Origin of the sequence: Cryobacterium algoritolerans (assembly GCF_004402785.1) — a bacterium.
Classification (GTDB): Bacteria; Actinomycetota; Actinomycetes; order Actinomycetales; family Microbacteriaceae; genus Cryobacterium; species Cryobacterium algoritolerans.
Genome location: NZ_SOFP01000047.1, coordinates 1 through 24208 on the forward strand (window position 1 = coordinate 1; position 24208 = coordinate 24208).

The 24208-nt window shown below is 70.2% G+C and carries 16 protein-coding genes and 1 pseudogene; 9 read left to right on the forward strand and 8 right to left on the reverse strand.

Features of this window, described 5'->3' with window-relative positions; all coding sequences use genetic code 11:
• Positions 1 to 332 precede the first annotated feature (332 nt).
• The 3 genes from E3O19_RS09985 to nudC all read right to left on the reverse strand — a co-directional run bounded on the left by E3O19_RS09985 (position 333) and on the right by nudC (position 5508).
• Entirely contained in the window at positions 333 to 1862 is a 1530-nt protein-coding gene (locus tag E3O19_RS09985; RefSeq protein WP_134567212.1) for an SDR family oxidoreductase, read from the reverse strand.
• A gap of 956 nt (positions 1863 to 2818) precedes the next feature.
• Positions 2819 to 4534, reverse strand: a complete 1716-nt coding sequence (locus E3O19_RS09990; protein WP_134567214.1) for an ATP-dependent helicase — start codon at positions 4532 to 4534, stop codon at positions 2819 to 2821.
• Positions 4525 to 5508 (reverse strand): NAD(+) diphosphatase, encoded by a 984-nt coding sequence (gene nudC, locus E3O19_RS09995; RefSeq protein ID WP_134567216.1) that lies wholly within the window; start codon positions 5506 to 5508, stop codon positions 4525 to 4527. The genes E3O19_RS09990 and nudC overlap by 10 nt, the downstream gene beginning before the upstream one ends.
• An 89-nt stretch (positions 5509 to 5597) precedes the next feature.
• Here nudC and E3O19_RS18840 point away from each other — a divergent pair.
• Positions 5598 to 6362: pseudogene (locus E3O19_RS18840) on the forward strand (phosphotransferase); the annotation flags it as partial.
• A 281-nt stretch (positions 6363 to 6643) separates the two neighbouring features.
• Here E3O19_RS18840 and E3O19_RS10005 read toward each other — a convergent pair.
• A complete protein-coding gene (locus tag E3O19_RS10005; protein ID WP_134567219.1) occupies positions 6644 to 10099 on the reverse strand; it encodes an ATP-dependent DNA helicase in 3456 nt (1151 codons plus the stop codon).
• Positions 10096 to 13410, reverse strand: coding sequence for an ATP-dependent helicase (locus tag E3O19_RS10010; protein WP_241981307.1), 3315 nt, complete (start codon positions 13408 to 13410; stop codon positions 10096 to 10098). The genes E3O19_RS10005 and E3O19_RS10010 overlap by 4 nt, the downstream gene beginning before the upstream one ends.
• 98 nt (positions 13411 to 13508) lie before the next feature.
• Here E3O19_RS10010 and E3O19_RS10015 point away from each other — a divergent pair, with 98 nt between their 5' ends.
• A complete protein-coding gene (locus E3O19_RS10015) occupies positions 13509 to 13733 on the forward strand; it encodes a DUF3107 domain-containing protein (protein WP_134510634.1) in 225 nt (74 codons plus the stop codon).
• Between the two features lie 6 nt (positions 13734 to 13739).
• Positions 13740 to 14048, forward strand: a complete 309-nt coding sequence (locus E3O19_RS10020) for a hypothetical protein (protein WP_134567221.1) — start codon at positions 13740 to 13742, stop codon at positions 14046 to 14048.
• Between the two features lie 122 nt (positions 14049 to 14170).
• Here the strand turns inward: E3O19_RS10020 and E3O19_RS10025 are convergent, their stop codons facing one another.
• Positions 14171 to 14911 carry a ferritin-like fold-containing protein gene (locus tag E3O19_RS10025; RefSeq protein ID WP_134567223.1) on the reverse strand — a complete coding sequence of 247 codons (741 nt, stop codon included), beginning with the start codon at positions 14909 to 14911 and terminating at the stop codon, positions 14171 to 14173.
• Between the two features lie 161 nt (positions 14912 to 15072).
• On the opposite strand from E3O19_RS10025, the gene E3O19_RS10030 reads away from it, so the two are divergent.
• Positions 15073 to 16644, forward strand: coding sequence for a DEAD/DEAH box helicase (locus tag E3O19_RS10030; RefSeq protein ID WP_134567225.1), 1572 nt, complete (start codon positions 15073 to 15075; stop codon positions 16642 to 16644).
• A gap of 89 nt (positions 16645 to 16733) precedes the next feature.
• Here the strand turns inward: E3O19_RS10030 and E3O19_RS10035 are convergent, their stop codons facing one another.
• Positions 16734 to 17603 (reverse strand): PHP domain-containing protein, encoded by an 870-nt coding sequence (locus tag E3O19_RS10035; RefSeq protein WP_134567227.1) that lies wholly within the window; start codon positions 17601 to 17603, stop codon positions 16734 to 16736.
• 83 nt (positions 17604 to 17686) lie between these two features.
• Between E3O19_RS10035 and E3O19_RS10040 the strand changes: the two genes are divergently transcribed.
• Positions 17687 to 18730 (forward strand): endonuclease/exonuclease/phosphatase family protein, encoded by a 1044-nt coding sequence (locus E3O19_RS10040; protein WP_174776917.1) that lies wholly within the window; start codon positions 17687 to 17689, stop codon positions 18728 to 18730.
• A 55-nt stretch (positions 18731 to 18785) separates the two neighbouring features.
• A complete protein-coding gene (locus E3O19_RS10045) occupies positions 18786 to 20327 on the forward strand; it encodes an aminopeptidase P family protein (protein WP_241981308.1) in 1542 nt (513 codons plus the stop codon).
• A gap of 141 nt (positions 20328 to 20468) precedes the next feature.
• On the opposite strand, the gene E3O19_RS10050 is transcribed toward E3O19_RS10045, so the two are convergent.
• The gene (locus tag E3O19_RS10050) at positions 20469 to 21056 is read right to left on the reverse strand and encodes a YflT domain-containing protein (RefSeq protein ID WP_134567231.1); all 588 of its coding nucleotides are present in this window, start codon (positions 21054 to 21056) and stop codon (positions 20469 to 20471) included.
• Between the two features lie 54 nt (positions 21057 to 21110).
• On the opposite strand from E3O19_RS10050, the gene E3O19_RS10055 reads away from it, so the two are divergent.
• From E3O19_RS10055 to E3O19_RS10065, 3 genes are read left to right on the forward strand one after another with little or no spacing between them, the layout of a single operon-like run.
• Complete coding sequence (locus tag E3O19_RS10055; protein ID WP_134567233.1) at positions 21111 to 22442, forward strand: magnesium transporter MgtE N-terminal domain-containing protein; 1332 nt, start codon at positions 21111 to 21113, stop codon at positions 22440 to 22442.
• Positions 22429 to 23043 carry a DUF1003 domain-containing protein gene (locus tag E3O19_RS10060; protein ID WP_134567235.1) on the forward strand — a complete coding sequence of 205 codons (615 nt, stop codon included), beginning with the start codon at positions 22429 to 22431 and terminating at the stop codon, positions 23041 to 23043. The genes E3O19_RS10055 and E3O19_RS10060 overlap by 14 nt, the downstream gene beginning before the upstream one ends.
• On the forward strand, positions 23036 to 24205 hold the full coding sequence (locus tag E3O19_RS10065) for an Mrp/NBP35 family ATP-binding protein (RefSeq protein WP_241981309.1): 1170 nt from the start codon (positions 23036 to 23038) through the stop codon (positions 24203 to 24205). The genes E3O19_RS10060 and E3O19_RS10065 overlap by 8 nt, the downstream gene beginning before the upstream one ends.
• Positions 24206 to 24208 lie beyond the last annotated feature (3 nt).

The window sequence follows — 24208 nt, forward strand, 5'->3', positions numbered from 1 at the left end:
CATGATCCGCGGCAAACCGGAGGTCAAAGCCCCCGCCTGGGCCGGAACCACCACCACCACCTGGCACCCCGGAGCCACCCACCGCGCCCAACAACCCACCCACACCCACCGGTGATGGAGTAGGTCGAGGTCTCGACGAGCTCGACCCCCCGGTCGCGGCAGGGTCTGCACGGGTTCGACCCCCGGTCGCGGCAGGGTCTGCACGGGTTCGACCACCGCCGATTCGGAACCCGACGGGCTCGCCGTCCAGTCCGCCCTCGGCTCAGGTGAAGGAACCGGGGATGCTGGCCTCCCCCACGTTCCGTAGTCATGCCCGGGCCCGAGGCGGCGGACTAGTGTTTTTCGGCCGGCAGCGGTGCGTCGACCGAGGCGACTCTGGGGTGTCCCGAGACCGGCCGCGTCGCCGAGGCGGCGGCGGTGATCCGGTTGGCCATGCCGCTGAAGATGACGCCGTGGAACGGCAGGATGGAGAACCAGTAGAGTCGGCCGCCGAGCCCGCGGGGGAAGAACACGGCCCGCTGGCGGTAGATCGAGCCGCCGTCGGGTGCCGGTTTCACGGTCATTTCCAACCAGGCCCGTCCGGGGACGCGCATCTCCGCACGCAACCGCAGGAACCGTCCACGATCGATCTGCTCGACCCGCCAGAAGTCGAGCACGTCACCGGTGTTCAGGTGCTGCGCATCCCGGCGCCCACGCCGCAGGCCGACACCCCCGACGATCTTGTCCATCCAGCCGCGCACCGCCCAAGCCAGCGGGAACGAGTACCAGCCGTTGTCTCCGCCGATGCTTTCGATGATCTGCCAGAGGTCGTCCGTGTTCGCGGTCGTGTGCTTCTCCCGCAGGTCGGTGTAGACGAGGTGGCCGGCCCAGTCGGGGTCGCTAGGCAGGGGGTTGCTCGAGGCACCCTCGATCGACGCGTTACGCCAGCTCGTCTCGACGTCTCCGTCGCGCATCCGCCCGAGGGCGAGACGTACGGCCCTCCGATACCCGGTGAGACCTCCGGGCGGGCGCGGGATGTACTGGTCGATGTCGCGCTCGTGCACGACGCAGTCGTTCTGTAGCGAGGCGATGATCGGCACGGCGAGGCTGCGCGGGATCGGGGTCACGAGGTTCACCCACTGCGAGGCGAGCCACGGCGTGAACACCGGCAGTGAGGCGATCGGGCGCTGGCGAAGTCCGGCCTCGAGCGCGTAGCCGTTCATCATCTGGCCGTAGCGAAGCACGTCGGGGCCACCGATATCGAACGTACGGCTGACGTCGGCGGGAAGGTCGGCGGCGGCCACGAGGTAGTACAGTACGTCGCGCACCGCGATCGGCTGGATGCGGTTGCGTACCCATTTCGGCGCCGGCATGTAGGGCAGCACATCGGTGAGGTGCCGGATCATCTCGAAGGAGGTCGACCCGGAGCCGATCACGACCCCGGCCTGAAGCGCAGCCGTCGGCACTCCGGAGGCGAGGAGAATCCGTCCCACCTCGGCCCGGGACCGTAGGTGCTGGGACAGCTCGGCGGCGTCGGGATGCAGCCCGCCCAGGTACACGATCCGGGAGACTCTGCTCGCGGCGGCGGCATCGGCCACGTTTTGCGCGGCGACGCGCTCGGTGCGCTCGAAATCGCCGCTGGTGCCCATCGAATGCACCAGGTAGTAGACGATATCCATCCCGGCGAGCGCCGCCCGCACACCGGATGCGTCGCCGAGGTCGCCCTGAACGACCGTGACCCGGTCTTTCCAGGGCACATCGGTCAGCTTCTGGGTCGACCGCACGAGCACCGTCACCTCGTTCCCGGAATCCAGCAGCAGGGGAACAAGGCGCCCACCGATGTATCCGGTGGCGCCGGTCACGAGAACTCTTCTTGCCGTCATGTCGCCAGCCTAAAGGCGAAGACTGGGTTAGAGCCGAGGATCGGGCGGCTTTGGCCGTGGCCCGTGCCGGGACATCCGCATCCACCGGCTGACCCTGTGGATGAATCGCACGAGCGGGCGGCGACTCCGGCATCATCACCGGATGACCCTTCGACTCAATCCCCACTACCCTCTCGTCTGGCGCACCCCTGACACCATCCAGATCGGCATCGATCATCCCCTCGTCGTGATTCCCCGCGTCGGCGTCGGCCTGGAGCACGTCGTCGCCGCCCTGGTCTCCGGGGTGCCGCGCTCCGGCGCGATGATGCTCGGTCGGCGGGCCGGGACATCCGACGCCGCCACTCAGGCGCTTCTGGAGGCCCTGCGGCCCGCCCTCATCGTGACCGCCGAACGAGCGCCCTCGTCCACCGGTGCGGAGCCGGTCCCGCTCGCCCCGCCGCCGCGCTCCCCGGCCCTGGTCTGTGTCGACGGGGACGGCCCGACCGCACTGCGGATCGGAGCGCTGCTTCGCGACCTCGGCCTTCTGGTCGTCCGGTCCGCCGCCGACCCGGTCGAGCCGCACCGGGCGACCCCCACCCCGGCCACCCCGAACCCGCCCGCCCTGGCGGTCATCGTCGGCCACTACGCGCTCGAGCCGGCCCGGCACGGCCGCTGGCTGCGCGGGGACGTGCCGCACCTGCCGGTGGTCTTCAGCGACAGCGAGGTGCGCGTGGGTCCCCTCGTCGAGCCGGGGGTCGGCCCGTGTCTCTATTGCCTCGAGCTGGCCCACCTCGACTGCGACCCGGCCTGGGCCGCGATCGCCTGCCAGCTCCTCACCCGCACCGCCCCCACCGAAACCCGGCGGCTGGGTATCGAAGTCGCCGCGCGCGTCGCCGGCCTTGTGCAGGACAGGCTGGACACCGGTCGGTCGAGCCTGACCCGCACGTCACTCGTGCTCGATGTCACGTCAGGGTCCATCACGCGCCGCGAGCACCGGCCACACGAGCGGTGCGGATGCCGATCTCTGCCAGGAATCGCGACTGCTCTCGCGGGGAGCGCTGCTGGTGGCCCGCCGCCGACCAGCTCAACCCGAGCCGCCGACGTGCCCGGGTGATGCCCACGTAGAGCAGCCTCCGTTCCTCATCGATCTGGTCGAAGCCGTCGGCGTAGCTGATCGGCACCAGCCCCTCCGACAGACCGATCAGGAACACGGCATCCCATTCGAGGCCCTTGGCCGAGTGCAGCGTGGCCAGGGTCACCGCCGACACCGTCGGTTCGTGCTGCCCGGCCTGGCGTTCCATCAGCTCGTCCGTGAACTGGCGGAACGTCGTCCCGGCGGAGGCCTGGTCGACGAGGCCCATGATCGCGTTCAACGACTCCCACCGGTCGCGCACCGCCCCGGCGGCGTCAGGTGCGGTCTGGCTCCAGCCGAGGGAGCGCAGCACGTCGCTGACCGACTTGAACAGGGGTTCGCCGATGATCGAGACGGATGCCGCGCGCAGCTGCATCACCGCCTGCTTCACCTCGGCCAGGTCGAAGAACCGCCGCGACCCGCGGATCTGGTAGTTCACGCCGATGTCGCCGAGCGCGGTCTCGAGCGCCGCCGCCTGCACGTTCATCCGGTACAGCACGGCGATATTCTCTGGGCGGGTTCCCCCCTCGATGAGGTCGAGGATGCTCTGCGCCACTCCCCTGGCCTCCGCCATGTCGTTGGCGTACTCGCGCACGATCGGTACGACGCCCTCCTCGCTGGCGTGGGCGTGCAGCGTGAGGGCACCCGCCCGCCCGCGCATGAGCTGGTTCGCCGCGGCCACGATCGAGGCGGTCGACCGGTAGTTCTGCTCGAGCCGCACGACGGTCGCATCCTCCCACCGCTTCGGAAAGTTGAGCAGGTAGTCGCTGCGGGCCCCGGCGAAGGAGTAGATGGTCTGGCTGGCGTCGCCGACGACGCAGAGGTCCCTGCGCTCGCCCAGCCAGAGGGTGAGCAGGTCGTGCTGCAGGGGCGACACGTCCTGGTACTCGTCGACGATGAAGAAACGGTATTGTTCCCGCACCTGCAGGGCAACCGACGGTTCCGCCTCGATCATGCCGGCCATGGCGAGCAGCACGTCCTCGAAGTCGATCTGTTTGCGCTCGTCCTTGAGTCGTTCGTAGCTCGCCTGCATGGCCAGGACCTGGTCGACGTCGAGACGCCCGGGCAGGCTGCGCTTGGCGATGCCGGCGCCGTACTGCTCGATGCTCAGCCCGCTGGTCTTGCGCCACTCGATCTCGGCGGCGAGGTCGCGCAGGGTGGCCGTGTCCAGTTTCAACTTCAGGGTTTCCGCGGCGTGCCCCAGCAGGCGGCCCTTGCCGTCGAGGATGCGGGGCGCCTGCCCCCCGACGACGTGCGGCCAGAAGTAGTTCAGCTGGGACAGGGCCGCAGCGTGGAAGGTGCGCGCGGCAACGCCGCCGGCGCCGAGCTGGCGCAGCCGGCCGCGGAGCTCTGCGGCGGCGCGCGCCGTGAAGGTGAGGGCCATCACCCGGTCCGGAGCGTAGGCGCCGGTCAGCACGCCGTAGGCGATCCGGTGGGTGATCGCCCGGGTCTTCCCGGTTCCCGCGCCGGCGAGCATGCAGACGGGCCCGACGAGTGCCTCGGCGGCGACTCTCTGCTGGTCGTCGAGGCCGGCCAGGAGCTCGTCGCCGGTCAGCGCCATCCGTGCACCTGGTCCGGTCCGAAGTCGATCGGTTCGCCCAGCCAGACCTCGATGATCGCCCGGGCGATCGAAGACCGCCCGGGGAGGATGATGCTCGCCCCGGATGCGCGGAGTTCGTCACGGCTGAACCAGCGCAGGTCGAGGATCTCCTCGCCGTCAGGCAGCAGCGCGGTCGGCAACTGACCGTCGGCGAGCCTGGCGGTGAAGCCGAACATGATCGACGCCGGGAACGGCCAGGGCTGGGAACCCAGGTAGACCGGGTCGGTGACGCGGAGCCCGGATTCCTCGAACATCTCCCGGATGACGGCCGCCTCGAGCGACTCGCCCGGTTCGACGAACCCGGCGAGCAGCGAATACCGGTTGTTCTCCCAGAGCGCGTTCGAGCCGAGCAGGATGCGGTCGTCGGCGTCGGTGATCAGCACGATCACCGCCGGGTCGGTGCGCGGGAAGACCTGGCCGCCGTCCACCGGGCAGAGCCGGCTCCAGCCGGCGGATTCGACCGTGGTTGCGGCACCGCAGCGCGGGCAATGCGTGTGCGAGGCATGCCAGTTGGCCAGGCCGAGGGCCTCGGTGAAGAGTCCGGCGTCGCGGTCGGACAGCGTGGTTGCCAGGGCGCGCAGCGACAGCCAGGCCTCGGGGTCCGGTTCGAGGACGTGCGCGGCCTCGTCGGCGAGCACGGCGGCCACCAGCCGGGTGCCCACGGGTTCGACCGCGTCCTCGGCCAGCGATCGGCCGAGGTAGACCCGAACGGTCGACTCCGGCACCGTGGACGGCTCAAGCATCAGGATCCGCGGTGCGTGGGCAGGGCCGGCGCCGCCCGGTGCCAGCAGAACCGAGCCGCGCCAGAGCACGAGCACGCGGGTGCCGGCATCCGCCCACAGTTCGTCGAACAGGCCCGGTTGTGACCTGGTCTCGTGGTCGCGGTCCACCGCGTGACGGGACAGCGGCAACCGGGCCGTGAAAGAGAACGACATGGTGACCCCTTCGGGCTGGCGTGACGCCGAGTAGGTGTGGGGCGTGGCGGACAACCACGCCGAGGGGAAGTCGACCTAACCTAGTAGGCATGGCCAGATCCCATCTCACTCTAGCCGCGCTGGCCACCTCCGCCGTCCCGGGCCTCGACGTGGTCCAGGCCCGGCTGCACGGGTCCAGCGCGCTCACCCCCGGCGCCCACGGTGCCTTCGACTCTGCCCTGCTCGTGGACAGTGACGGCCGCAAGCTGATCATCCGCGTCCCGGCCAGCCAGGCCGCCGAGACCGAGCAGTCCGCCGATCTCGTGGCGCTGCGCGCGCTCACAACCGGCACCCGCAGCAGGCTGCCGTTCGACGTGCCCGAGTTCGTCGGCCAGGCGCCGCTCAGCGGCACCCGCGCGGTCGTCTATGAGCTGCTGCCCGGCGATTCCTTCGACGCGGACGCCTTGACCGGCCACGTGGGCGTTTCCGGCTCGATCGGTCGTGCCATTGCTGCGATCCACGGTCTGCCGACGGCGTTCGTCGGCAATGCCGGTCTCGCCCAGCAGAGCGCCGAGGAGTGCCGCACATCCACGATCGAACTTATTGACCGCGCCGCGGCGACCGGCTACCTTCCCGCGGCTCTGCTTCGCCGGTGGGAGCTGGCCACGGACGACGATTCGCTCTGGCAGTTCGCACCCTGCGTGGTGCACGGGGCGATGTCGGCCGATTCGTTCCTGATCAGTGAGGATGCCGTCTCCGGCGTTCTCGGCTGGTCGGCGCTCAGTGTGGGCGACCCGGCCCGCGACCTGAATTGGCTGCTGGCGTCCCGCGGCGCGGCCGGTGAAACGGCCGTTGCGTCGTACACCGCCGCACGCCAGGGCAACGACCCTCGAATCACCCAGCGCGCCATGCTCTACGCCGAGCTGGAGCTCGCCCGCTGGCTGCTGCACGGCACCGACACCCGCAACCAGATGATCGTCGACGACGCCGTGGCCATGCTCGACGGCCTGGTCGACAGCGTGCACACGCACACCATGCATCCGTTGTCGCCGAAGACCGGGCCCATCCTCGACGTCACCGACGTGGAGAACATGCTCGCGGCCACGCCGCGCGGCATTCCCCGTCGCGACCTGGCCTCGGCGATGCACACCGATGCCTACAACCTGTCTGAGTTCGGACCGAGCGAGTTCGACGATGACGCCGCCGGGTCGGACGAGGCGGCCGGGTCGGACACCGGCGGGGTCGGCCGCGACTCGGCCAGCCCGTTCGCGGAGGACGTGACGGGGCCGATCGGCATCGTTCCGGCGACCGACGACCACGCAGCCACCAGGTCGTCCTCCGAGTAGAGCCGGTCAGGAGCGACGACCGTGTCGTCGGCGACGAAGTAGAACACGGCGTCGACGATGGCCGGGTCGATGTCCTTCCAACGCGCGTAGGCGAGGCGGTACAGCGCGAGCTGGGTCTGCTTGAGTTCGAGGTCCGCGGCGTTCTTCGGGGCCCGGCCGGTCTTCCAGTCCACGACCTGGTAGCCCGTGTCGGTGCGGTACACGGCGTCGAGCTTGCAGACGAAGACCTGCCCGGCGAGCACGTGATGGATCTCGATCTCCACCTCCTCTGGCTTCAGGCTGCCCCACGGTGAGCGCTCAAAGGTGCGTTGCAACCGTTCGAGCTGCGCCTGTTCGAGCGGTTGATCCTGGTCGAGGTCCAGATCGAAGGCGTCGAGGTCGAGATCGCCGAGGTCCAGTTCGTTGAGGTCGGCGTCGATGACATCCCCGGCGCTGGCCCCGCCGGCCCGGCGTTCCACCCAGGAGTGGAACAGGGTGCCCAGCCGGGTTGCCCGGTAGGGTCGCTCGGGCATCGGCCGGCGCAGGCGGGAAAGGGCGTCGGCCGGGTCGTCGACGAAATCCTTGAACCGTGAGGCCGGGATGCGGGTGGGGATCGGCATCTGCCCGGAGCCGGCCAGGCGTTGCGCCCGCTCCTCGAGCAGGAGGGTGACGGGGTGCGACCACCGGGTCTCCGGGGCGGCGCCCGCCTCCGCTGCCTCGGCCGCCCGATTGACCCGCGAAGCCGCGGCTTCGACGACGGCCCGCCTCGTGCCGAGCGGATCGAACGGCCACCGTTCGGCCTGGTCGAGGCCGGGATCGGGCTTCTCCAATGCCTCGCTCACCGGCGGGACCGGGCCGATCAGGCCGGCGTCGGCGAGCTCCAGCAGGTACCGGCTCGGTTTGCGCATGGTGCGGCCACTCCCCCAGAACGACCCGGTGAGCAGCAGCTCGCGCTGGGCGCGGGTCGTGGCCACATAGATCAGCCGGCGCTCCTCATCGTCATGCCGGGCGGCGAGCTGTTCCTTGTAGGCCGTGAATTCGAGGTCGAAAGAGAGCTGGGTTTCGTGCCCGTGCCACTGGAGCTCGGGGAGCTCGGCCCGATCGCCGCGGAACGGGTAGGGCAGCTCACCGAAGCGCAGCCAGCCTGCCCCCTCCCGGGTCTGGGCCGGCAGGCTCTTCTCGGTGAGATTGGGGATGGCGACGTAATCCCATTCGAGCCCCTTGGCACCGTGCACGGTGAGCAGTTGCACGGTGCCCTTCTCCGACGGCTCGACCCGCGGGCCCATGTCGTCGGCGCGTTCGGCGCGGGCCAGCCAGCGCAGGAAGCCGGCCAGGCTGCCGACCTCGTCACTGGCGAGGAAGGCCGACACGGTGTCGTGGAAGGCGTAGAGGTTGGCCAGGCCCAGGCCGTTCGCCTCGTTGGCGACGAGTTCGACGTCGAGCAGGGTCTCCTGTTCGATCAGCCGCACGAAGTCGAGCAGCGGCAGGCCGGCCCGGGAGCGCAGCCAGGCGAGCTGCCGGCCGGCCGCCCGCAGGCGGGCCAGGCCCGGCTGGCTGAATCCCGCAAGCTGCCCGTGACGATCGGGTGCCGCCGCCACGAAATCGAGGGCGTCGACGAGGGAGGTGCCCTCGTCGACGGCGACGGACGCCCGCATCTTCGCCTTCAATTCGTCGGTGACCGCCTGCTGGGCCCAGTCATGGGCGGCAAGCCAGCGCGCCACCGCGGCCAGCTGCTGCAGGTCGCGGGGGCCCACCCGGTAGCGGCCGCCGCTGAGCAGTCGCACCAGTTCGCTGCCGGCCGCCGGGTCCGCCACGACCCGCAACACGCTGATCAGATCGGTGACCTCCGGCGTGGACAACAACCCGCCGAGGCCGAGCACGTGCGCGCGCACCCCGTTCTCCCGCAGTACTTCGGCGAAGAATTCCATTTCCCGGCGGGCTCGGAAGAGCATGGCCCCGGAGTGGTCCTCGCCCGTGCTGAGCCGTTCGGCGAACCAGCGGGCGACGGTACGGGCCTCCAGGGCGATGGTCTCGGCCATCACGGCCTCGACCCGGCCGGACTCCGTGCCGGATGGCACCTTGAGGGTGTCCACCTGGATGCCGTCCGGCCGGGACCGCAGCGCGTCGCTGAGCGGGGCCACGAGCGTGTTGGCGACGCCCAGCACCCTCACCGGGTTGCGCCAGGTGTAGGAGAGCGACATCGACGGCGCCTCGGCGTTGGAGAGGCCGGCGAAGCTCTGCGAGAAGCCGAGCAGGTTGGCGGAGCTGGCCCCGCGCCAGCCGTAGATGGACTGGTGCGGGTCTCCGACGGCCATCACCGGATGCCGGGCGAACAGAGTGTGCAGCAGCTCGGTCTGCAGTACCGAGGTGTCCTGGTATTCGTCGAGCAGCACCACCCGGTACTGGTCGCGGTAACGGGTGACGACCTTCTCCACCTTCTGGCTGACCTGCAACGCGAGCGCCACCTGGTCGGAGAATTCGATCAGGCCGAGCCGGCGTTTCTCGCTGCTGTAGCGTTCGGCCAGTTCGAACAGCACCGGCAGCGGCAGGACGGCGGCGAGCGACTCGTCGACCGAGGCGTAGGGGATCTTCTTGCGCGGGTTGCCGAAGGGCAGGTCACGGAGGTAGGCGAAACCGTCGGCCAGCCCGGCGAGGTCGTGGGTGGCGCGCGGCTGCCCCGGTGCGACCGGAGGCGGGTTCTCGGCGAGGGCGCGGCTGAACGCGAGCACGGCATCCGTCACCGCGTCGAGGCTCTTGCGGAAGGGGACGAGCCGCTGGTCGCCGTGTTCGACCACGACCCGCCGGGCGAGCAGCCACGCGCTGGTCTCGCTCAGCAGCACCGATTCGGGTTCCCGGCCGAGCAGCAGGGCGTTGTCGGTGAACAGGCGGCTGGCGAACGAGTTGTAGGTGGAGACGGTGGGGCTGTTGAACAGGTCGGTGGAGTCGACCGGCGGTGCGTCGGGTCCAGCCGATTCGCCCTGCGGCAGCAGCCCTTTCGCGTCGAGCTGGTCGATCCGCTTGCCGATTCGCTCGGCCAGTTCGCCGGCCGCCTTGCGGGTGAAGGTCAGCCCGAGGACCTGGTCGGGCCTGGCGTGGCCGTTGGCGAGCAGCCAGAGCACCCGGTTCGCCATCGTCTCGGTCTTGCCACTGCCGGCGCCGGCGACGACCAGGGTGGGTGCGAGCGGAGCCTCGATCACGGCCTGCTGCTCAGTCGTCGGTGGGAACATCTCCAGGGCCTCGGCGATTCGGAGGGCCGAGATCGGTGCGGTGGAACGGGGTGTATTCATGAGCTGACCTGCTTGATGACGTGGATTCGGCAGGACCCGTGCGAGCGCGGGTCGAGGCAGTGGGAACTGATTTCGGCGACGAACGTGGCGGCGCCCATCCCGGCGGCGTCCTCTCCCACCCGGCGGCGGAACGCGGCCAGCTCGTCGGCGGTGAAGGCAGGCTGGGTCGGGTTGCGGTAGTTCTGCTTGACGGTGCCGGAGGAGACGATCACCAGGCGGGCGCCGGCAAGCGGGGTGCCGGGCGGGATGCCTTCGATGGCACCCTCGGTGAAGGCCAGCTGGTAGGCGCCCAACTGCGGATGCTCCGCCACACCGGCGTCGCTGATCGGATCGCCGCGGCCGGTCTTCAGGTCGACGATCACGGCCCGCCCGTCACGGAGCCGTTCCACCCGGTCGACCGTGCCGGAGAGCACGGCGCCGTCCACGTCGAGGACGAAGGTACCCTCGGCGCTGAGCAGGGCCCCGCCGGTGTGTTCGAAGTCGAGCAGGTACGACGCGAGCCGGTCGGTGAGCACCCGCGCCTCCACCTTCTGCAGCCGGGATTGCCACTCGGCGTCGAAGTGCAGTTCGTCCCAGCGGGCGTCGACGGCCCGCCAGAGCGCGTCGGGGCTCCGGTCGGTCGATTCCTCCAGCACCGTGTGGATGATCGTGCCGAGGTTCGCGGCGGTGTTCGACGTGCCGCCGCCGACCTGACCGATCACCCAGTGCAACGGGCAGGTTTCGAACGCGGCCATCCGGGAGGGCGAGACCCGCACCGGCCCGTCGCCGGCGTCCTGGTCGTTGAGCGGGCGCACGGTGCTCGGATCGGTGAGGCCGTACCACTGGCCGGGGGCCGCACCGGCCACGCCCTCCCCGGCCAGCCGGGCGAGGGTGGCGGCGGCATCCGCGGCCCGGTTCGCAGTCCGCTCCGTGGCCTCGTCGCCGGGCCCGGCCGCCCCGCCGAAGCGGGTGAGGTCGCGGCGGAGTCGACCGACCAGACCTCTCAGCGACAGCGGATAGCGGCTGGCGTCGCCGGAGTCGAGGTCGCCGGTGGAGACGGCGTCCGGCAGTAGCCGCAGGAACACCGACGGCTCGTTGTCCTCGTTGTCGACGGCGGTGACGAGCAGTTCGGTGCGGGCGCGGCCGGCGGCCTGGGCGAACATTCGCAGTTCGTCGTGCAGCACGGCGGTGCGCTCGCCGCCCGGCTGCGACGCGTGGCCGGCGGCAAGCGAGGCCAGGTCGCCGGCGCCCAGCAGAGACCCGCGGATGCGCAGGTCGGGCCAGACGTTCGCCTGCACCCCGGCGATGACCACGAGGTCGAAGTCGCGGCCGATCAGGCCGCTCGGGGTGGAGACCACGACCGCGTCGCCGAGCGCGCGGGGAGCGAGCGTGTCCTCCGGCACGTCGGTGTCGACGAGGTGCTCGAGGAACAGGACTGGCGGGGCGGCCGGCGTTCGCTCGACGTAGCGCTGGGCGGCAGAGAAGAGCGCGACCACGGCGTCGAGGTTGTGGTTGGCCTCGTCGGCGACGATGCCGGTGCCGGCGGCCTGGTCGTGCCATTCCCTGGCCAGCCCGCTGCGCTGCCAGAGCCCCCAGAGCAGTTCCTCGATCGTCGCGCCGGCGTCGTATTCGGCGGCCGCGGCGCGCAGGCTTTCGCCACAACTCGCCGCCCGGCGGGCGGTGCGGTTGTCGATCCCGCCGAGCAGGTCCGGGTTGACCAGCGCGTCGACGAGCAGCGCGTCGGCACTGCGGTGGCCGTCACCGGTCAGCTCCTGTTGGCTCAGCTCCTGTTGGCTCAGCTCCTGTTGACGCAGTGCCGCGCGGAGGCGGCGCAGCGTGATCGGGTCCAGCCCGCCGAGCGGGCCGCGGAGCAGGTCGACCGCCGTGTCGCTGTCGAGAGCCTTGCGTCCCAGGGTGACTTCGAGGGCGAGGATGAACGCACGCACCGCGTATTCGTCGCGCAGCGCGGTCTGGGCGCTCGACACCTGGGTCGGCACCTCGAGGGCGGCCAGGCCGCGGGACAGCGACGGTACCAGGGAGCCGCTGCGCGCGACGACGGCCATCCGTCCCCAGGGGATGCCGCCGAGCACATGCCGTTCGCGCAGCCGCCGGGCGACGACCGCGAGCTGATCGGCGGGGCTGGCCGCGAGTATCGCCTGCACGGCGGGCGGACCGGCCGGCACGTTCGCCGCGGTCGCGGCCTTCACGTCCGGAGCGACCTGGGCGGCCGCGGCCCGCTGGGTGCCGGCACCGGCGGTACCGATCCGGTGGCTGATCCCGCGCACCACCTGGCGGATGGCGTCTCCGTGACGGTACACCGTGGGGAGAACCAGGGTGGCCACCGGGATACCGCCGAGGTAGGTCGACAGCCGGCCGAGGGCATCCGGGTGGGCGCCGTGGAATGAACCGGTGCTGATGTCGGGATCGCCGACAGCGACGATGGCCACCCCGCGGGCCGCAAACTGACGGATCAGGGTCAGGATGCCCTGGGTGAGCTCCTGGGCGTCGTCGAGCACGATCAGGCGCAGCCCGGCGAACGCCCCGATGGCGGATGCGCCGGCGGGTCCGGGCGGGGCGCCCGCCACCACGGCTGCGGCGAACTGCGCCAGCTCGGTCGAGTCGTACTGGCCGGGCCTGGACTGGTCTTTCACGTCTTCGTAACCGCGGATGAACTCGGCGGCGGCCACCCACTCCGGACGTTCGGTGCTGCGACCGAGGTCGGCCAGGGTGTCCGCTGTCACGCCGTACTCAACGGCGCGCATCATCAGGTCCCGCAGCTCCGTACGGAAACCGCGCAGGGCGCGCACGTCGGCTCCCAGGGTGGCCGGCCAGGCGGGGCCGGACCGGTCGAGCCGGTGGCCCTGCAGAAGCTCGGCGATGATCTGGTCCTGCTCGCCGCCGGTGAGCAGGGTCGGGGCCGGGCCGCCGGCGCGCTCCACGGCATCCCGCACGATTTGGAACGCCACCGAGTTGGCCGTGCGGGCCAGGGGGCCGTTGGTCGGCACGCCCAGTCGCAGGGCGAGACGGTCGCGCAAAGCGGTGGCGCCGGTGCGGGTGGGTACCAGCACCAGCACCTCGCTCGGCGAGTAGCCACGACCCAGCACCCGGTCGGCGACGAGCTCGACCAGGGCCGTCGTCTTCCCGCTGCCCGGCGCGCCGATCACGGCGGCCGACACCCCGTCGGCGAGGCCGAGCACGGCGCACTGCGCCTCGTCCAGGCCGACCGGGTGCGACGCGGATCCCCGGCCGCCTGGGCCGGAACCGGGCCGGTTCGCGGCTCCATCGGCGGCGGAATCGGTGTCGGCGCGCTGCGCGAATCCCAGGGTTGTCACGATTTCAAAGCTAGCGGGTTGCGCCGACAGTGAACGATGTCGGGCAGCAGGGTCGTTCTGTCGTAATCTGGGCGCTTAGGCAACGAAAGGCGTACCTGGTGGATATCCGCATTGGCATCTTCAACTCTCCCCGTGAGATTGGCTTCGAGACCTCGCAGCCCGCGAACGAGATCGAGGAGACGGTTGCTGCCGCCCTCGCCGGGCAGACCGGTTACCTCAAGCTTTCCGACAGCAAGGGTCGGGTCTACATCGTCCCCACGATCGGACTGGCCTACGTCGAACTGGGCGCCGAAACGTCCCGTCGCGTCGGTTTCGTGGCCTAACCAGGCATGGAACTCCTCTTCGTCGCCCTCGGCGGTGCGCTGCTGGGAATTGGGGCCCGGTACCTGCTGCCCGGTCGGCACAGCCACGGTTCCGTGCTGGTGCCGGCCGTCGGCACTGCCGTGGCGTCGATCGCCTGGGTGGCGCTGACCTGGTTCGGCTTGGCCTGGGACGGCGGCTGGATCTGGTGGGTGTCCCTCGGCCTCGCCGCGGTCACATCCGTCGCCGCCGACGTCCAGCTGGGCCGCTCGCGCACGCAGGGTGACCGGCGGATGCTGCACACGCTGATGAAGACCGGCCACCCCGGCCACGCCTGAGCGGGGCCCGACAGATCCGGACTCGTTCAGGCTCGTTCAGCCTCGTCGGGCCTCCTCCGACTTGCCTGACGACGGACTCGATGACGCCGACCAGGCGGCCAGGCGGTCAGGCGGCCAGGCGGTCAGGCGGTCAGGCCCAGCCCGTCCATCCGGCGCGTGTGCGCCGCGATCAGTTCGGTGAAGACGGGTTCGATCCGCTCCTCGCCATGGTCGGCAACCGACGCGGGATCGCCCGCCGTCGGGGCGACGGCCGGGATGGCCGATCGTGCCACGAGCAGGGTGTCGCCGACCAGGCGGCGCCCCCACAGTGCCAGGTGCGAGCCGAGGCCGGGGTTGCCGCCGATGGCGGCCTTCAGATGTTTCACGAGCACGTCGGTACCCGCACCCTGGCCGAGCAGGTGCGCCACCCGAGGGCCGACGTCGCCGGGCAAACCGTCGGACAGCCGGATGAAGAAGTCGTCGAGCAGGCCACCGGCAAGGTAGCAACTCAGCAGCAGCTCATACCAGTCCGCACCCATGGTCTTCGCTCGAAAATCGTCCAGGGCGGGCGCAAACGGCGCCATCACCTCGGAGGGTTCCCCGCCGCGCCGGCGGATCTCGGCGACGAGGCCCTGGTGTTTGGCGAGCGCCCGGCCTGCGGCCGCGCTCAGCCCCTCCTTGGAGTACAGGTCGGGAGCGATCCTGATCGTCTGGGCCAGGTTCTCGAACATTCCCAGTTCGAAATATGCGGCCTGGCCGAGGTAGGGCAGCAACTCGGGCGTCAGGTCTGCGATGTCCACCTTGGTGGTCGACAGACGTGCTTCCCTGGTCGACGGACGAGGGATCTCCACACGCTTCGCGCGCCGATCGAGCCACGAGATCACACAATTAGCATAGGACAGTGCGGATCCCCGCGGAGCGCCTGATCAAGTTCACAGGGGCCGCCCGGTAAGGTTGGACCACGCCATCGGCATGGATCGGTGGCCGGTGCCCGAGGCAGAAAACGGGCGCATTCCAGCATCCAGCTAATGACAGGCAAACTTTCGTGACTTTCTCCGAACTCAATATCGACCAGGACATGGTCCAGGCCCTCGCAGATAAAGGCATCCTCGAGCCCTTCCCCATCCAGGTCCAGACCATCCCCCTCGCCCTCAGCGGCCAAGACATCATCGGCCAGGCCAAGACGGGCACGGGCAAGACCTTCGGCTTCGGCCTCCCCCTGATCCAGCGCCTGGGCCTCGACCCCGAACCGGGAGTGCAGGCGCTGGTCGTCGTGCCGACCCGCGAACTGTGCGTGCAGGTCAGTGAGGACCTCGAACTCGCCGCCCGCAACCGCGCCACGAAGATCGTCTCCATCTACGGCGGCAAGGCCTACGAGGGCCAGATCGAGCAGCTCAAGGCCGGCGCCCAGATCGTCGTCGGCACTCCCGGCCGCCTGCTCGACCTTGCCAGCCAGCGCCTGCTCAGCCTTGCCAACGTGAGCGAGATGGTGCTGGACGAGGCGGACAAAATGCTCGACCTTGGCTTCCTCGCAGACATCGAGAAGCTGTTTTCGCAGACGCCGTCGACCCGGCACACCATGCTGTTCTCGGCGACGATGCCCGGCCCGATCGTGGCCCTCGCCCGCCGGTTCATGAACCGCCCGATCCACATCCGGGCGAGCGACCCCGACGAGGGTCTGATGCAGGCCAACATCGAGCACCTCGTCTACCGCGCGCACAACATGGACAAGGACGAGGTGATCGGCCGCATCCTGATGGCCGAGGGCCGCGGCAAGACCGTGATCTTCACCCGCACCAAGCGCGCCGCCGCCAAGCTCGTCGAGGAACTCGGCGATCGCGGCTTCAACGCCACCGCCGTGCACGGCGACCTCAACCAGGAACAGCGCGAACGCGCGATGGCCGCGTTCAAGGCCGGCAAGAAGGACATCCTGATCGCCACGGATGTCGCCGCCCGCGGCATCGACGTCGAAGACGTCACCCACGTGATCAACCACACGATCCCGGAGGACGAGAAGGCCTACCTGCACCGCGTCGGCCGCACCGGGCGCGCCGGCAAGAGCGGCATCGCCGTCACGTTCGTCGACTGGGACGACATGCACAAGTGGACGCTGATCAACAACGCGCTCGACTTCGGCACGCCCGTGCCGATGGAGACGTATTCGTCTTCGCCGCACCTCTTCAGCGACCTGAACATCCCGACCGGGTCGAAGGGCCGCCTGCGCGCGTCGCCGATCCGCGAGGCCTCGGCGGGCTCCGGCCGCTCCGACACGGGTCGGTCCGGCTCGGGTCGTTCCGGCTCCGGTCGCTCCGACACGGGCCGCTCCGACACGGGCCGCTCAGGCTCGGGCGGCTCAGGCTCGGGCCGCCCGGCATCCGTCGGCGCCGGCGTCAGTACCGGTGCAGGTGCGAGCACCGGCGACCAGGGCGGCGACCGCTCCGGTCGCGGGCGCAACCGCACCAGGGTCAGCCAGACCACGAACCCGGATGCCCCCGTCGCGACCCCCGCGGCCGGAACGCACGACGGCGGCGGCGCCGAGCACCGCGACGGCAACAGCGCCCCACGCCGTCGCAGCCGCACGCGCCGCAGCGCACCGCAGTCCGGAACCGCCAGCTAGCAGCAGGTCTCGACGGGCTCGACCACCGCGGCGCTTGAGACTGTCGAAATCTGGCATCCGTCGGCGGGTGAGCCTGTCAGCCGCGGTAGCTAGCCGTAGATCGGCTCCGAGCCGGTGCCCTGGCCGATCAATGCCTCCAGCACGTCCGGCGCCGTCGTGTTCTCCCCCAGGCGGTTGGGTTTGCCCTCGCCGTGGTAGTCGCTGGAGCCCGTGATGAACAGCCCGTATTTCGCGGCGAGTTCGTAGAGCCTGGTCTTCGCCGCCGGTTTGTTCTCCCTGTGCTCGAGTTCGAGCCCGAACAGCCCGGCGTCGACCAGCCTGGCCAGCCGGGACTCCGGAATCACGTCGTCGACGCCGCGGGTTGCCGGATGCGCGATGATCGGAACGCCTCCTGCCGCGCGCACCAGCTCGATGGCGCGCAGCGGTTCGGGAGCGTAATGCGGCTGGTAGTAGCCCGCATCCCAGTGCAGGATCCCCGCGAATGCCTCGCTCCGGGTCAGCGCGAAGCCCCGCGCCACCAGAGCGTCAGCGATGTGCGGACGGCCGACGGTCGCATCCGGGGTGGTCTGGGCGAGCACGTCCTCCCAGGTCAACGCATAGTCGGCCCCGATCCGTTCCACCATCTGTTCGGCGCGCACGAGTCGGGCCTGTCGCACCCGGGAGGTCTCGGCAACGATACCGGCGTCGAAGGGGTCGAAGAGGTAGGCGAGCAGGTGCACGCTGGCGAAGGAGACCCTGGTGCTGAATTCCATTCCGGGAATGAGGGTGATGCCGGCCGTGCGCGCCGCCGCCGCCGCCTCGAACCAGCCCGCGGTCGAATCGTGATCGGTCAGTGCCACAGTGCCGAGCCCCGCGTCGGCGGCGGCGCGCACGAGCTGGGCCGGGGTCTCGGTGCCGTCGGACACGCTCGAGTGGGTGTGCAGGTCGATGGGACCCGTGAATCGCCGTTCTCCTGCCATTCCCCCATGCTAGTTGGGCCAGCCCGTGCTGGTTGGGCCAGTCGGAGGCTTCACCCAGCCGGGTCGCCTAACGTGGTCACTCCATGTTGTCCAGAGTCCTCACCGCCCTCATCCTCGGCGGCTCCGCCCTCGCGCTGCTCGCCTTCGGCTGGCCGCAGTTGTTCGGCCTGCAGAACAGCTGGGTCTTCGCCCACGTCGTGTCCCTCCGCGGAGTGGGAGTTGCCGTCGCGGCTGCCGGTCTGGTCGTACTGGCCCTGCTCACCTCGATCCGGCCGCTACGGCGCCTGGCCGGATCTCTGGCCGTGCTGGTGCTCCTCTTCGCGTTCGGCAATGCCGCCGTGCTCGCGACCCGGGGCATCGGCGTGCCGTCTGCCGCCGCCGAGGGGAAGTCCATATCCGCCGCCGCGACCGACGATGTCACCGTACTCAGCTGGAACACGCTCGGTGACGAGCCCGGCTCAGCGGCGATCGCCCGTCTTGCCCTCGACCAGGGCGCGGACATCGTCACCCTGCCGGAGACGACGGAGGCCACCGGCGTGAAGATCGCCGAAGCCATGCGGGAGGCCGGACGGCCCATGTGGGTGCACACCATCGCGTTCGACCAGGTCTCCAAGGCCAGGTCGACGACCCTGCTGATCAGCCCGGACCTCGGCGAATACACCGTGAGCAGCGCCGGGGGTTCCGGCCCTCCCGGCAACACCAATGTGCTGCCGACCGTTGTCGCCACGCCGGTCAACGGGGCCGGGCCGACGATCATCGCGGTACACGCCGTCGCTCCGATCAACTGGGAGATGTCCAACTGGCGCTCGGACCTCGATTGGCTCGCAGGCCAATGCGCCGGCGGGAATGTGATCATGGCCGGGGACTTCAACTCCACCGTCGACCACATGTCCGGGCGGGAATCAGCGGCCTCCGCCGTTCTCGGCCGCTGCCGGGACGCGGCGCTGGCCACCGGCTCCGGCGCCGTCGGCACCTGGCCGACCTTCCTGCCGTCGCTGCTCGGCAGCCCGATAGACCACGTGCTCTCCACACCGAACTGGCAGGCCGACAGCATGAGCGTGATCGAGTCAGAGGATGCCGCGGGCAGCGACCACCGCCCGATCGTCGCGACCCTCTCCCCGCGCTGACCTGCCCGACACGGCATCCAGCCGGCATCCACCCGGTCAATGGGAGAATGACCTCATGGCCTCTCCCAGCGAATCCGCGATCACCCCTGCCCCCCGATCGAACGAGAACCGTTCCACGACGCCCGGGTCGGCGGGTTTCAAGGCGTACATCTCCGGCTCCTGGGCCGAGCGCACCGCCGAACTGCCGTCCGCGCGCGAGCAGGCCCCGTTCGCGGCGGCCCGTCGGGCCAGGATCTCCGCGATCTATCCGGGGACCCGGCTGATCATCCCGGCCGGCCGGCTCAAGCAACGCTCCAACGACACCGACTACGCTTTCCGCGCGCATTCCGCCTTCGCGCACCTGACCGGCTGGGGCAGCGACTCCGAGCCGGGGGCCGTGCTGGTCCTCGAGCCGACCGAGGCCGGCCACGACGCCACGCTCTACTTCCGGGAGCGCGCAGGCCGCGACTCTGACGAGTTCTACGCGAACCCCGACATCGGCGAGTTCTGGATCGGCCCGCGCCCGTCGATCGTCCAGGTCGGCGCCGACCTTGTGTTGCAGGTGCGCGGCATCGCCGAGCTGGCCGCCGTTCTCGAGGCCGTGGACAGCGAGACCGTCGTCGTGCGCGAAGCCGACCCGGTATTCACCGACGAGGTCGACGAGGCCCGGCTGCGTTTCGCCGCCGAGAAGGTACTCACCACCAACGCGTCAGACTCCCCGTTCAGCCTGGAGATCAACGCCGAGCACGAACCGGACGACCATTTCGCCCGCGACCTCTCGGAGCTGCGCCTCGTCAAGGACTCCTACGAGATCGGCCAGATGCGCCTCGCCGTTGCAGCCACCGCGCACGGCTTTGACGACGTCATCCGCGACCTGCCCCGGTCCAGCTCCCACCTGCGCGGCGAACGCCTGGTCGAGGGCGTGTTCAACACCCGTGCCCGCTCGGACGGCAACGCGGTGGGCTACGACACCATCGCGGCGTCCGGCGTCCATGCCTGCATCCTGCACTGGACCCGCAATGACGGGCCGGTCACGCCGGGCGACCTGATCCTGCTCGACGCCGGGGTCGAGGTCGACAGCTACTACACGGCCGACATCACCCGTACCCTTCCGGTAGACGGCACATTCACGCCGGTGCAGCGCCGGGTCTACGACGCCGTGCGCGAGGCCGCGGATGCCGCCTTCGCCGTCGCCCGCCCCGGCGCGGTGTTCCGCGATGTGCACGCCGCCGCCATGGCCGTGATCGCCCGTCGTACAGCGGAGTGGGGCATGCTGCCCGTCACCGCCGAGGAGGCGCTCCTGCCCGACAACGGTCACCACCGCCGCTACATGGTTCACGGCACCAGCCACCACCTCGGTCTCGACGTGCACGACTGCGCCCAGGCCCGCCGTGACATGTACATGGACGGAGTGATCGAGCCGGGCATGGTGTTCACGATCGAGCCCGGCCTGTACTTCCAGCCCGACGACCTCACCGTGCCGGCCGAGTTCCGCGGCATCGGCGTGCGGATCGAAGACGACATCTTGATCACCGTCGACGGCCCGGAGAACCTGTCCGCCGGCATCCCCCGCACCTCAGCCGATGTTGAGGCCTGGATCGCCGCCCTCACCGCCTGATCGCCGCCCCCTCAACCCTCTCGTGCCGTCCCTCTTCCCCACCCGCGAGAGTGCACTTTTGGCCCCCTCGCGCCACGCGAAGGGGCCAAAAGTGCACTCTCGCGGATACGTGGTGGCGCTGCGAGGCGAGCCCGGCGGGGGTCAGGCCTCGGGGGCCGGCGGGGCGGGCGGGGTGACCGGGTCGGCGCTGCGCGGGGGCTCCGACGGATGCGGCACGGCCGGCGCCACGGCCTCGGACTGGGCGTGCCCGGCGAGCAGGTTGCGCGCCCGATTGACCAGGGTCGCATCCACGATCACCTGGTAGTTGCTCGCGATGACCTGCATGGTCGAGGTGAAGTCGCGGCGGCGGCGGTTGAGCGCGTAGCTGACGACCCCGAACAACATGCCGAATCCGGCACCGATCAGCACCGCGGCGAGTACGAATGGCAGCCCCGCGCCCGCGGGCGAGAAGATGAAGAAGAGCAACCCGAAGAAGACACCGAGCCAGGCGCCGGATGCCGCCCCGGCGAGAGCGACCCGACCCCAGGTGAGTTTGCCGGTGACCCGTTCGACGCTCTTCAGGTCGTTGCCGACGATGGAAAGCTTCTTGACCGGGAAGTCCGCCTTCGCGAGAGTGTCCACCGCGGCCTGCGCCTCGAAGTAGGTTTCGTACGTCGCGAGCACCTCTCCCTTGGGCAGAACGGGGAAGAGTGCGGGGCCGCGGGCGCCGAAAGGGCTTTGGTTGCTCATGCCGCCATTCTCCCACAGCACCGTTATCCCCTGAAGGTGCCCTAGATTTGTACTGTGAGTGCCACCAGAGTCTTCGTTGCCCGTTTGGCCGGGTGTACCGTCTTCGACCCCGCGGGCGACCGCGTCGGCAAAGTACGCGACGTGTTGGTGGTCTACCGAAAAAACGACCCGCCCCTCGTGGTCGGCCTGATCGTGGAAATCCCGGGCAAACGACGCGTGTTCGTGTCGATGAGCCGGGTGACGAGCATCGGCTCCGGCCAGATCATCACCACCGGCCTGATCAACGTGCGCCGTTTCGAGCAGCGCGGCGGCGAGGTGCGGGTGATCGCCGAGATGCTCGGTCGCACCGTTGTCTTCAACGACGGCTCCGGCGAGGCCACCGTCGAGGATGTCTCGATTGAGGAATCCGCGCAGGGCGGCTGGGCGATCAGCCAACTCTTCGTGCGCCGCCCCAAAACGAGCCTGTCCCTGTTCGCGAAGGGAGCCACGGCGTTCGCCGCCTGGGCAGAGGTGCGGGAGCAGGCCACGGCCGGCCAGGCCCAGTCCGCCGAGCAGCTCATCGCCACCTACTCGGACCTCAAGCCCGCCGACCTCGCCAATACCCTGCTCGACCTGCCGCCGGAACGCATGTACGAGGTCGCCGGGGAGCTGCCGGACGGCCGCCTCGCCGACGTGCTCGAGGAGATGCCCGAGCGCGAGCAGGTGGGCATCCTGACCAGGCTCGGCGACGCCCGCGCCGCCGACGTGCTTGACCACATGCAGCCGGACGACGCCGCAGACCTGATCGCGCAGCTGCCCGAGGAACACGGCGAGCAGCTGCTCGACCTGATGGAACCGGAGGAGGCGGACGATGTGCGCTTCCTGCTCACCTACGCCCCCGACACCGCCGGCGGCCTGATGACCACGGAGCCGATCATCGTCTCCGCCGACGCCACGGTCGCCGAAGGTCTCGCCCTGATCCGCCGCCACGACCTCGCTCCCGCCCTCGGCGCGGCTATCTGCGTGACCCTGCCGCCCTACGAACCACCGACGGGCCGCTTCCTGGGCATGGTGCATTTCCAGCGGATGCTGCGCTACCCGCCACACGAGCGTCTGGGCACGCTGCTCGACCAGGGTCTCGACCCCGTCACCGCCGACACCTCGGCGGCGGAGGTCACCCGCATCCTCGCCAGCTACGACCTCGTCTCGGTTCCCGTCGTCGACGACAATCACCGGCTCGTCGGGGTGGTGACGATTGACGATGTCCTCGACTATCTGTTGCCGGACGACTGGCGAAGTCACGATGGGAACGACGATGTGCGCCGCCGGGCCGCAGCCCGCACCGACCTGACCACGGGAAGCATCCCCCTGCACCACGGAAGGAGGACCGGCAATGGCCCGAGCTAACCAATCGGATCTCCGTCTCGACTCGCCCAAGGGACTGCGCACGGCCGCACTCGGCCGCAAGCGGAACCGAGACCGCAACCGCCCGAGCAGCGACCGGTTCGGCCGGTTCACCGAGGCCATCGCCCGCGGCATGGGCACCCCGTGGTTCCTGCTCGGCCTGACCTTTTTCGCCGTCGGCTGGATTGCCTGGAACACGCTCGCGCCGCCGGCCTGGCGCTTCGACTCGGTGTCGCTGGGCTTCATTGCGCTGACCCTGGTCCTGTCCATGCAGGCCTCCTATGCGGCGCCGATGATCCTGCTGGCGCAGAACCGGCAGGATGACCGCGACCGGGTGCAGTTCGAGCAGGACCGCCAGCGCGCCGAACGGAACCTGGCCGATACCGAGTATCTCGCCCGCGAGGTCGTCGCGCTGCGCCTGGGCATGAAGGACCTGGCCTCCAGGGACTTCCTCCGCGCGGAGCTCCGGTCGCTGCTCGAAAACCTCGAGGAGCGCGAAGACCAGGACAAACGCGAACGCAAGCGCGCCCGCAAGGGTGAGCGCGACCACGAACACGACCCGGCGCCGGCACGCCCGCGTGAGGAGCGTCCCCGGAGTGAGTGACGACCAGCGCACCCGCGACGGGGTGCTCGCAGCCCTCGTGCGCGTGATCGACCCCGAGATCCGTCGCCCGATCACCGAACTCGACATGATCGCAGGGGTCGAGGTGGACGCCGACGGCCACACCACGGTCGGTCTCCGGCTGACCATCGCCGGCTGCCCGGCCGCGCGCCAGATCGAACGCGATGTGCGTGAGGCGGCCGAGTCCGTGGCCGGTACCGGCCGGGTGAGCGTGGACGTGACCGTGATGACCCGCGAGCAGCGCCGCGCCATGACCGAGAAGCTCCGCGGCGGCAAGGGCGCTCGCACCAGCCAATTCGGGCCGGACTCCCTGACCCGGGTCTACGCCATCACCAGCGGCAAGGGCGGCGTCGGCAAGTCCACGATCACGGCGAACCTCGCCGTCGCCCTCGCCGCCCGGGGGCTCCGGGTCGGCATCGTCGACGCGGATGTCTACGGCTTCTCCATCCCCGGCCTGCTCGGCCTCATCGGGCCGCCGGCTCCCGGCAGCGACAAGGGAACCGCGGTGAAGCCGACCCAGGTCGGCGACATGATCCTGCCGCCGATCGCCTTCGACGTGAAGGTCATCTCGATCGGCATGTTCGTCGACGACTCCTCCGTGGCCGTCGCCTGGCGCGGCCCGATGCTGCACCGCACCATCAACCAGTTCCTCACCGAGGTCTACTTCGGTGACCTCGACATCCTGCTGCTCGACCTGCCGCCGGGCACCGGTGACGTGGCCATCTCGGTCGGCCAGCTGCTCCCCCAGGCCGACGTCATTGTCGTCACCACGCCGCAGCCTGCCGCCGCCGACATCGCGGAGCGCAGCGGCGTGGTGGCCAGGCAGACCGGGCAGACGATCTACGGCGTGATCGAGAACATGGCCGGGATCGTGCAGGCCGACGGCAGCGTCCTCGACATCTTCGGCTCCGGCGGCGGCGCCGAGGTCGCCCGACGGCTCGGCCACGGCCAGGAGACCCCCGTGCCGTTGCTCGCCCAGGTTCCGCTGAGCGTACCGCTGCGCAGCGGCGGGGACTCGGGGCTGCCGGTCGTGCTGGGAGACCCCCTCGACCCGGCGGCCATCGCCATCCAGGCCGTCGCCGACCGGCTCGCCACCCGCGCCCGCGGGCTGTCCGGTCGCAGCCTGGGCATTTCGCCGAGGTAGCCC